At 30.7% G+C, this 10,009-nt stretch carries 9 protein-coding genes and 1 tRNA gene; 7 read left to right on the top strand and 3 right to left on the bottom strand.

What is annotated here, in order from left to right; genetic code table 11:
* Window positions 1-183 precede the first annotated feature (183 nt).
* Complete coding sequence (locus Q0370_RS05100; protein WP_299572967.1) at window positions 184-741, top strand: transposase; 558 nt, start codon at window positions 184-186, stop codon at window positions 739-741.
* Window positions 742-809: 68 nt separating this feature from the next.
* Here the strand turns inward: Q0370_RS05100 and lgt are convergent, their stop codons facing one another.
* From lgt to kdsA, 3 genes are all read right to left on the bottom strand, one after another.
* Window positions 810-1,718: a prolipoprotein diacylglyceryl transferase gene (gene lgt, locus Q0370_RS05095; protein ID WP_299572964.1), complete on the bottom strand. Its 909-nt coding sequence runs from the start codon at window positions 1,716-1,718 to the stop codon at window positions 810-812.
* A 69-nt stretch (window positions 1,719-1,787) separates the two neighbouring features.
* The gene (locus Q0370_RS05090; protein ID WP_299572961.1) at window positions 1,788-2,873 is read right to left on the bottom strand and encodes an alanine--glyoxylate aminotransferase family protein; all 1,086 of its coding nucleotides are present in this window, start codon (window positions 2,871-2,873) and stop codon (window positions 1,788-1,790) included.
* Window positions 2,874-2,910: 37 nt separating this feature from the next.
* On the bottom strand, window positions 2,911-3,750 hold the full coding sequence (gene kdsA, locus Q0370_RS05085) for a 3-deoxy-8-phosphooctulonate synthase (protein ID WP_299572958.1): 840 nt from the start codon (window positions 3,748-3,750) through the stop codon (window positions 2,911-2,913).
* Between the two features lie 189 nt (window positions 3,751-3,939).
* Here kdsA and Q0370_RS05080 point away from each other — a divergent pair, with 189 nt between their 5' ends.
* The 6 genes from Q0370_RS05080 to Q0370_RS05055 all read left to right on the top strand — a co-directional run bounded on the left by Q0370_RS05080 (window position 3,940) and on the right by Q0370_RS05055 (window position 9,823).
* The gene (locus tag Q0370_RS05080) at window positions 3,940-5,061 is read left to right on the top strand and encodes a mannose-1-phosphate guanylyltransferase (protein WP_299572955.1); all 1,122 of its coding nucleotides are present in this window, start codon (window positions 3,940-3,942) and stop codon (window positions 5,059-5,061) included.
* A 133-nt stretch (window positions 5,062-5,194) separates the two neighbouring features.
* Complete coding sequence (locus tag Q0370_RS05075) at window positions 5,195-6,175, top strand: SIS domain-containing protein (RefSeq protein ID WP_299572953.1); 981 nt, start codon at window positions 5,195-5,197, stop codon at window positions 6,173-6,175.
* Between the two features lie 14 nt (window positions 6,176-6,189).
* On the top strand, window positions 6,190-7,650 hold the full coding sequence (locus tag Q0370_RS05070) for an oligosaccharide flippase family protein (protein ID WP_299572951.1): 1,461 nt from the start codon (window positions 6,190-6,192) through the stop codon (window positions 7,648-7,650).
* A gap of 35 nt (window positions 7,651-7,685) precedes the next feature.
* The gene (locus Q0370_RS05065; RefSeq protein WP_299572948.1) at window positions 7,686-8,564 is read left to right on the top strand and encodes a glycosyltransferase family 2 protein; all 879 of its coding nucleotides are present in this window, start codon (window positions 7,686-7,688) and stop codon (window positions 8,562-8,564) included.
* 57 nt (window positions 8,565-8,621) lie between these two features.
* A complete protein-coding gene (mnmA, locus tag Q0370_RS05060) occupies window positions 8,622-9,728 on the top strand; it encodes a tRNA 2-thiouridine(34) synthase MnmA (protein WP_147004985.1) in 1,107 nt (368 codons plus the stop codon).
* 20 nt (window positions 9,729-9,748) lie between these two features.
* Window positions 9,749-9,823: transfer RNA gene (locus Q0370_RS05055), tRNA-Cys, on the top strand.
* The last annotated feature ends 186 nt before the right edge of the window (window positions 9,824-10,009 follow it).

The following is a 10,009-nucleotide window of genomic DNA, read 5'->3' as shown; positions in this document are numbered from 1 at the left end:
GGTGGAGTTTTATATTCGCTTGGCACAATTTTTTATTCGTGGAAAATTTGCAAGTTTAATCACATGATATGGCATATTTTTGTAATTCTAGGTAGTATTTCACACTTTTTAGCTGTGTATTATTTAATATAAGCAAAAAAATAAAAAACAAAGAATATATTTTATTTTAGAAAGGGTAATTTAATGGGAAGAAAATCGAAAATATCTAATGAATTAAAAATTGAGCTTGTAAAGAAAATACTGGAAGGAAAAGGAACTATTCAAGGATTAGCAAAGGAACACGGTATTGCAAAATCTTCGTTAATGACTTGGAAGAAAAAGTATCTAGAGATTGGTGAAGAGAGTATAATGGTTGAAGATAAAAATAGGCATTATCCTCGTGAAGTTAAAGAAAAAGCTGTTCAAAGCTATCTAAATAATGAAGGTTCTTTATTTGAAATTTGTAAAAAATATGAAATTGCATCTGTAAGTGTATTAAATTACTGGATTAGAGATTATAGAAGAAGTATAGATGTAAATGGAAACTTTTCATTATTAAAAAAACACGTAAGAAAATCTATAGATGCTAAAGTTGAAGCCGTGCATTTTTGTCAAAAAAATGATTATGATTATAATTTAGCTATCAAAAAATACGGTATCTCATACCAGCAAATTTATTCTTGGGTGAAAAAATTTGAAAAAGGTGGAATTGACGCATTGGTAGATAATCGTGGAAAAAGACGAACAGAAAACAAAAAATAATAAATTTAATTTTAATGGTAATAAAAAAACTGTCAAATCTTTTTAGAGAAATGACAGTTTTTTTAGTATTAACTTTTTTGAGTTTCTTCTTCTTTTTTGACAGGCACAAATTTTCTTTCTGGACTGATAAAAATTTTTATTCCAATAATAGCAACAATAATCATAGCTATACTTATCAAATATGGAAGTCTTATTCCAAAAATTAATAAATCTTCTGCCCTAAATGTACTTACAAACATTCTTATAATTGCATACATGATTAAATAAATCATTGATAATACTCCTGGATTGTATTCTTTTTTTCTAAAATAGAACCAAAGAATTATAAATCCAATTAAATTCAGGAACGCTTCATAAAGCATAGCGGGGTGCAGTGGTAAATTTGGAAATTCTGATCCAGCTGGAGTGTCTAACGGAAAACTTAGTCCCCAAGGAACAAGCTGTTTAAATTGAGCTTGTGCAGTAGCACTTAATGACTGGTATTTTGCCCACCATTCATTAAACTTTCCTGAAAAAATTACGCTAAGTGGAGTAAATGTAGGTACTCCATGAACTTCTCCATTTGCCAAGTTTCCAAATCTTCCCAGAAACTGTCCAAACAGTAAAGGGCCAACAGCCATATCTGTAAGAACCCATAAGTTCATTTTGTTTTTTTTGGCATAGTAACATGAGCCTATAAATGCTCCGATAATTCCACCGTGAATTGCAAGTCCACCTTCCCAGATATACAGGATAGATAAAGGGTTTCCAATATAGTCTGAAAATTTAAAAATAACATAATATAATCTTGCCCCAATTAATCCTGCTACTATTGTAGTAAATGCAAAATCTTCAATAATTTTTCTATCATCAACGCCTCTTTTTTCGGCAACATCATCAGCAAGTGCGATAAACATTCCAAAAAGAAAAGCTAAAATATACATTAAACTATAAATTCTAAGTTCAAAACCTCCAATTTTAAATAAATATGGTTTCATTTATGCTCCTTTTCAATATTTTGAAATAGAAAGTTAAAAAAATGATAACTTTCTATATTTTTTTGTTTTTTATAATTGTTTTTTTAATTCTTTTTCAAAGATTACAAAGAAATCATCAAGCTGTTCCTTGGAAATTTGTCCTAAAATTCCAATTCTCATAAGGCTTTCAGCATATTTTCCCTTTCCGCCTGTAACAGTGTATCCTTGTTCTTCAAGGGCTGAAATTATTGATTTTATAATAATTCCTTCTCTATAAACTGAAATTAGTGTATTTGTTCTGTTTGCCTCATTTTTAACTAATAGTTCAAACCCAAGTTTTTGAGCTTTTTCTTCAACATATTTTCTCAAATCGTGTTTTTGTTTAATTGTGTTTTCAATTCCATTTTTTATCAAGTCTTTTAATGACTGATTCAATGCTAGAATTAAAGCAATTGCTGGAGTGTATGGTGTTTCTCCATTTTCTTCAAAATATTTTGCATATTGCTTCAAATCAAAATAATATTTAGGTAAATCAGAAACTTCCATAGCTTTTTTAGCTTTATCGCTTATTGCGACAAATGATAGTCCTGGAGGTATTAGAAATGCCTTTTGGCTTCCTGCAATCGCCACATCCACATGCCATCCATCAAAATCAAATTCATTTACAACAAGTCCGCTGATTGTGTCAACAATTAGCAAAATATCAGTATTTTTTGTCAAATCTCCTAAAGATTTTATGTCATTTAGAATACCAACTGAAGTTTCGCTATGAGTGGCTAAAATTCCTTTTAAATCTGGATTTTCTGAAATAACTTTCTTTACATCATCCAAATTGTAGCTTTCTCCAAATTCATATTGTAAATTAATTACGTTTAATCCATAAATTTCAGCAATTTTTCTAAATCTATCTCCAAAATATCCAGTATTTATGGCAAGAACCTTGTCACCTTTTGAAAAAAAGTTTACAATGGCAGTTTCCATTGAACCTGTACCAGATGAAGTTATAACGGCAACATCATTTTTAGTTTTAAATACTTTTTTCAAATTTTCATTGTTTTCTTTCATAATTCTTCTAAACTCAGGTGTTCTGTGGTGGATAATATCCTTTCCAAAAATTTCCAGATATTCTTCTGGAATATTAGTTGGTCCTGGTGTCAATAATAATTTTGAACTCATAAATCTATTCCTCCTAAAATTTATATTTTAAAAATTTTTATATTAACTCCTTTGTCAATTTATCATATTGAAGCAATTTCGTTAAGATTTTTTCTACATCGTCTAATTTTAGCATGTTTGGACCGTCAGACAATCCTTTATCAGGTTCAGGATGTACTTCTGCAAATATTCCATCAACTCCAACAGATACTGCTGCTCTTGCAAGTGGATATACATAAGCACGGTTACCTCCTGAAGTTTCTCCCTGTCCTCCAGGAATTTGTACTGAATGTGTAGCGTCAAATACGACTGGATATCCAAATTTTCTCATTTCTAAAAGTCCACGCATATCTACAACAAGATTATTATATCCAAATGAAGCTCCACGTTCACAAAGTATTATATTTTCGTTTCCAACTTCCTGAAATTTCTTTACAACATTTTTCATATCCCAAGGCGCTAAAAATTGACCTTTTTTGATATTAACTGCTTTTCCAGTTTCTGCTGCTGCGATGAGTAAATCAGTCTGTCTTGATAAAAAGGCAGGAATTTGAAGTAAATCAATAACTTTTGCAGCTTCTTTGCATTGATGTGGCTCATGAATGTCTGTAGCAAGAGCAACACCATATTTTTCTTTAACTCTTGACAAAATTTCGAGTCCCTTTTCAAGTCCTGGACCTCTAAATGAAGAAATAGAAGAACGGTTAGCCTTATCAAATGAAGCTTTAAATACATACTGAATTCCAAGTTTATCAGTAATTTCTTTCATTTTTGCAGCTACTTCCATAACTAAATCTTCTGATTCAATTACACAAGGTCCAGCTATCAAAAAGATCTTATCATTACCAATTGTTATATTATCAGTAATTTTAACTTTTTTTACTTTATCTATTAACATATCCAATTCCTTTCTAAAAAATTTTCTTATATTTTCATTTTATCATAATATTTCTTTTTTTCCTAATATTTTTCTAAAATATTCCTTTTGATAAAACAAATAAATTATGTTATACTTTTAACTGGAAAAATAATTGAAAAATAAAAAGCAGAATGATAAATAAAATTAATTGAAGAACAGGAGAAAAATATGAATAAAGTAGCTTTAATTATGGCTGGAGGAAGTGGAACGAGATTTTGGCCATTATCTACAAATGATAAGCCAAAGCAGTTTTTGGATCTTGTATCAAAAAAGACTATGATAAAAGAAACAATTGACAGGATAAAAAAACTTATTCCAATAGAGAGAATTTTTATTTCAACGAATATTAAGTATCTTGACATAATAAAAAAGGAATTACCTGAGATTGCTGATAGAAATATAATTTTTGAGCCAATGGCAAGAGACACGGCAGCCTGTATTGGATATGCGGCATGTATTATCAGAAAAATTTATGAGAATAGCATTATGGCAGTTTTGCCGTCAGATCATTTGATTAAAAAGGAAAAGGAATTTTTGGACAGCTTGGAGTTTGCGTTTAAAGAGGCTGAAAAAAATAAGATTGTTACTCTCGGAGTTAAGCCGACTTACGCTGAAACTGGGTATGGATATATTGAGTATGTAGATAGAAAAAAATCAAAAGATGATAAAAATAACTGTGAAAATAAAGAAAGATTCAAGTCATATAAAGTAAAGAAATTTAGGGAAAAGCCTAATAAGGAGCTGGCTGAAAAATATATCGAGCAGGGAAATTATCTTTGGAATAGTGGAATGTTCCTTTGGAAAACGGAATTTATCTTGCATGAAATAAAAAAACATATGGAAACTCATGGCATTATTTTGGAAAAAATTGAAGAAATGCTCGAAAATATTGATTTAAATGAAGTTTATGGAGAAAAACTAAGTGATTTTGTGAAGGATGAATTTGAAAAATTTGAAAAAATTTCGATAGATTTTGGAGTGATGGAACATACAAAATCTGTTAGTGTCATACCTGTTGACATTGACTGGAACGATGTTGGAAACTTCAAATCACTTGAGGATATTTTTCCAAAAGACAAGGATAGCAATGTTGTGCAGGCTGATAACTTTGAACAGATTGAATCAGAAGGAAACATCGTAATTAATAAGGAAAATGACAAAATTATTGCTACAATTGGGCTAGAAAATATCGTTATTGTAAACACAAAAGATGCCTTGCTTGTCTGCCATAAGGATAAAAGTCAGGAAATTAAGAAAATATTAAATAAGATTGAGATGAAAAATAAGTAGTCAAAAAAGAATTTGACTATTTTACTTGAATTTTATTGTTATTTGAAATTTAATTGTTTGATATAAAAAAGTTTGGGTGTAATAAAAACATCAATGTGAAAATATTTATTGAATAAAGGGAGCAAAACTAAAAATGGAAATAGATATTATAAAAGAAGCTAAAAATGTATTTGATATTGAAATTGCAGAACTGGAAAAATTAAAAAGTAAATTAGGAGATGATTTTCAAAAATTAGTCCGAATGATTTTAAATTTGAAAAATAACAATAAAGTTGTTGTGACAGGGATTGGAAAGTCAGGAATAATTGGTAAAAAAATTACAGCGACACTTGCCTCAACTGGTACAACATCAGTATTTATAAATGCAGCAGAAGCACTTCATGGTGATTTGGGAATGATTAACGATGGAGATGTGGTAATAGCCATTTCAAACAGCGGAAATTCTGACGAAGTATTAAGCATTTTAGCGCCAATAAAAAAAATTGGAGGAAAAATAGTTGCATTTACTGGAAATCCTGATTCTATGTTGGGAAAATATGCAGAACTTACGATAAATGTGGGAGTGGAAAAGGAAGCGTGTCCGCTAGGGCAAGCGCCAATGAGTTCGACTACAGCAACTCTAGTAACAGGAGATGCTTTGGCCGTATGCCTTATGAAATTAAAAGATTTCACAGAAAATGACTTTGCCAAATATCATCCAGGAGGAAGCCTTGGAAAACGGCTATTATTACATGTTTCAGATTTAATGCACATTGGAGATGAATTGCCAGTTGTAAAAGAAGATGAGAAAATTGAGAATGTATTAATGGTCCTTACAAAGAAAAAATTAGGAGCTGTGTGTATTACGGATACAGGACTTGAAAATGGCAAACTGCTTGGAATTATAACAGAAGGAGATATTCGGCGTGCATTGGAACATAAGGAGAAATTTTTTGATTATGTGGCTTCTGATATTATGATTTCTACACCAGTAACGATTGAAAAGGATGCAATGGCTCTCGATGCACTTCATCTCATGGAAAACAGAAAAAGCCAGATTAATGTACTGCCTGTTGTTGAAAATGGAAATGTTGTAGGCTTGATACGGGTACACGATTTAATAGGATTAAGATAAGGGGAATTTTTTGAATGGATAATAAGAATTTATTGAAGGGAACGATGGTTTATTCTCTTATGAATTTGGTTACAAAGATGGGATCGTTTATATTTTTGCCGATAATAACGAGGTTATTGACACAGGAAGAATTTGGGATTGTGGGAACATTGGCTCCGATTACTTCATTATTTACTGTAATTCTAGGGCTGGGGCTTTATAATGCTCAGATGAAGAAATATGTAGATTTGAAGGAAAGTGAAGATGAATTTGGAAGTTATATGTTTTCTTCAACTTTGATTATAGTAGTTTTTAATATACTTACTTATATTTTTTTATTTACACCTGTAGCCAAAAAACTGTTTTCATATATAGTTGATTTAAGCAAGGTAAGTTACTATCCTTTGATAATTGTCAGCGTCTTAATTGCCACAACGAACACTTTTAACAATCTTTCGACAACTTTGTTCAGAATGAAGAGAATGTATATGAAGGTTGCGATAGGGAGTGTTGTAAGCCTTTTTACAACTTATATTCTGGCAATTTACTTTATAAAATACTTAAAATGGGGAGTTTTTGGAAACCAGTTTGCAAATTTAATTGCGCTGATTATAGTATTTCTGTTCTATTTTAAGGATTATTTTGGAAAATTTAGATTTAAGTTGAACTTTGATTATGTGAAATATTCGCTAAGAAATGGATTACCACTAATTTTTATTGAGCTTACGGATCAGGTTGTGAATTTGAGCGATAGGCTTGTTTTGGCAAAATTTATTTCTCTTGCGGTAGTTGGGGGATATACACTTGCATTTACTGGAGGAAGGGTTTTGTCGGTTGTTACAGGTTCTTTTGTAAACAGCTGGACGCCAGAGTTTTATGAGGCGATGAAGGAGGATAGGACAAATCCAAAAATAACACGAAGTGTAGAAAACTTTATTGCGATTATTTCCTTTGCCTGTGTAATCGCACAGTTATTTGCTCCAGAAGGAATAAAGCTGATATTTCCAAAAAGTTATTATCAGGCGATAAATTATATGCCTTTAATTCTAGCTGGAATTGTCGTTCAGGCACTATTTTGCCTTGATTATTTTTTCCATTTTCACGAAGACAGCATATACATTTTTTATTTTACAATGTTTGCAATGATATTTAATTTAGTTGGAAATATAATTTTTATACCGAAATTTCCAGAAATTGGGCCTATTATTGCGGCGTGGACTACGTTACTTGCCTTTTTATTTAGAGCAATAATGGAAATGATGATTATAAGAAAAAAATACAAGATTTCGTTTAATTATAAAAAATTATTTTTATATTTCATAATTATTGTAAATCCCGTGATATTCTATTTGTCAAATGATCAGCTTTCGTGGATGAAATTTGGCTTGAAAATAGTTTATTTGGCGATAGTGACAAAATTGCTTGTAAATAGAGAAGTTTACGCTAAAATTGCAAATCTTGTAAATGGAATAAAAAGAAAAATTATAAAACGTTAAATTTTAAAGCTTTGGAAAATAAGGGGAAATAAAAAATGAAATTTACGATTTTTACACCAACTTTTAATCGAAAGGAACTACTTGAAAAATTGTATAAATCACTTCAAAAGCAAACGTACAAGGATTTTGAGTGGCTTATTGTCGATGATGGCTCTGCTGATGGAACTAAAGAGAAAGCAGAAGAATTTTTGAGTGAAAAAAAGCTGGATATAAAGTATTATTTTAAGGAAAACGGAGGTAAACAGCGGGCGTATAATTTTGCAACTGATAAAGCAAATGGAGAGCTTTTTATCTGTCTTGATTCTGATGATGAATATGTTGAAAATGGTCTTGAAACTATTTTGAAATATTGGAAAAAATATGAAAAAAATAACAATATTGCGGGAATGGGGTATTTGTCAACTTATCCAAATGGAGAAGTTATAGGCTCTAGTTTTCCAGAAAAAGAGATGATTTCGACACAGTTTGATATTTACAATAAATACGGAGTTAAGGGCGACAAAGGGCTTATGTTTCGGACTGAAATTATAAAAAAATATAAATTTCCAGTTTTTGATGATGAGAAATTTATTACAGAAGCTGTTGTCTATAACAGAATTTGTGAAAAATATAAGATGGCTTATGTGAATGAAAAAATTGAGATAAAGGAATATCAGGAAGATGGCTTGACAGCAAAATACAATAATTTACTGCTACGAAATCCGAAAGGACAGGCACTTTATCATAATGAAATCAATTCCCAAAATTTATCTTTTAAGCAGAAAGTTCTAAATAATGCTGTTTATTACAAATTTTGCAGGGCAGCAGGGTATAAACTTGGAAAAATATTTAAAGAAAATAAAAATAAATTGTTTTTAATTTTTGCTTTAGGAATTGGGGAATATATGTGGCAAAAAGAGAAAAATAAAAAATAAGATTTTAAGTTTGGGAATATAGAAATTAAAAATTTAGAAAAGAGAAAGAAATACGAAATGAACAAAAAATTAGATGATAAAAAAGTAGTAGTTGGAATGAGTGGCGGCATAGACAGTTCTGTCGCTGCTCTTTTGTTGAAACAGCAAGGCTATGAAGTTATAGGAGTTACATTAAAGCATTTGCCTGATGAGCTTTCAGAAAATCCTGGAAAAACGTGCTGTTCCCTTGATGATATAAATGATGCCAGATACACTTGCTACACATTGGGAATACCTCATTATGTACTAAATGTCGTGGAAGAATTTAAAAAGGATGTAATGGATTATTTTATAAAAATGTATAATGCTGGAAAAACCCCTTCACCTTGTGTAATTTGCGATGAAAAGGTAAAAATAAAAAAACTCGTAGAATTTGCTGATAAAATGGGGATAAAATACATTTCGACAGGGCATTATTCAAAAGTTAGCGAGAATAATATGCTTTTATGGGACAAAAATAATAGAAAAGATCAGACTTATATGCTTTATCGGCTGGATAAGGATGTCGTAGAAAGATTTTTATTTCCGCTTGCAGAATACGAAAAATCAGAAGTTCGTGAAATTGCAAGACAAAATGGCATTCATACTCATAACAAGCCTGACAGCCAAGGAATCTGCTTTGCTCCCAACGGATATATTCCATTTTTGAAAAAAGTGCTTGGAAATGATGTGAAAAAAGGAAATTTTGTGGATAAAAATGGTAAAATTATTGGAGAGCACATAGGTTATCAGTTTTATACAGTTGGGCAGCGGCGTGGACTGGGCCTTAATTTAGGAAAGCCGTTTTTTGTACTGGAACTTCGCCCTGAAACGAATGAAGTAGTTGTGGGAGATTTTGAGGAATTGCTAATAAAGGAAATAGAAGTGATAAATTGTAAATTTCATTATGATTTAGAAGAAATAATTGGAAAAAAATTAACTGCACGTCCAAGATTTTCTTCAAAAGGACTGGCTGGGGAATTGAAACTTTTAAAAAGTGAAGAAAGTAATGAAAATAGGATAATTTTTGAATTTGATAAAAAGACTCACGAAAATTCAGAAGGACAGCACATTGTATTTTATTTAGGTGATGAAATTGTTGGTGGCGGCGAAATAAAAATATTTGACAAAGCCCTAAAAATATGATAAACTTATCAAAGTCAAGTGGCGACATGGTCGAGGGGCTTAGGCAGAGGTCTGCAAAACCTTGTACACCGGTTCGAATCCGGTTGTCGCCTCCATTAACTGATTACTAATAATAATTAATAGTGATAACTGCTTATTTAGGTAGTTATTTTTTTTTAGTTTAAATTTAAAAAATATTCAATATTTCCAAATCAAGATAAATATGATAGAATATATTTAAAAATAATTTTAGCATAAATAAAAAAAAGCAAAGCAAAGAAAAGAGGGAAATATAGATGAAT

This window comes from uncultured Leptotrichia sp. (assembly GCF_938036635.1).
Classification (GTDB): Bacteria; Fusobacteriota; Fusobacteriia; order Fusobacteriales; family Leptotrichiaceae; genus Leptotrichia; species Leptotrichia hongkongensis.
Note: the sequence above shows the minus strand (reverse complement) of the source record. Positions and strands in the feature narration are given on the sequence as shown.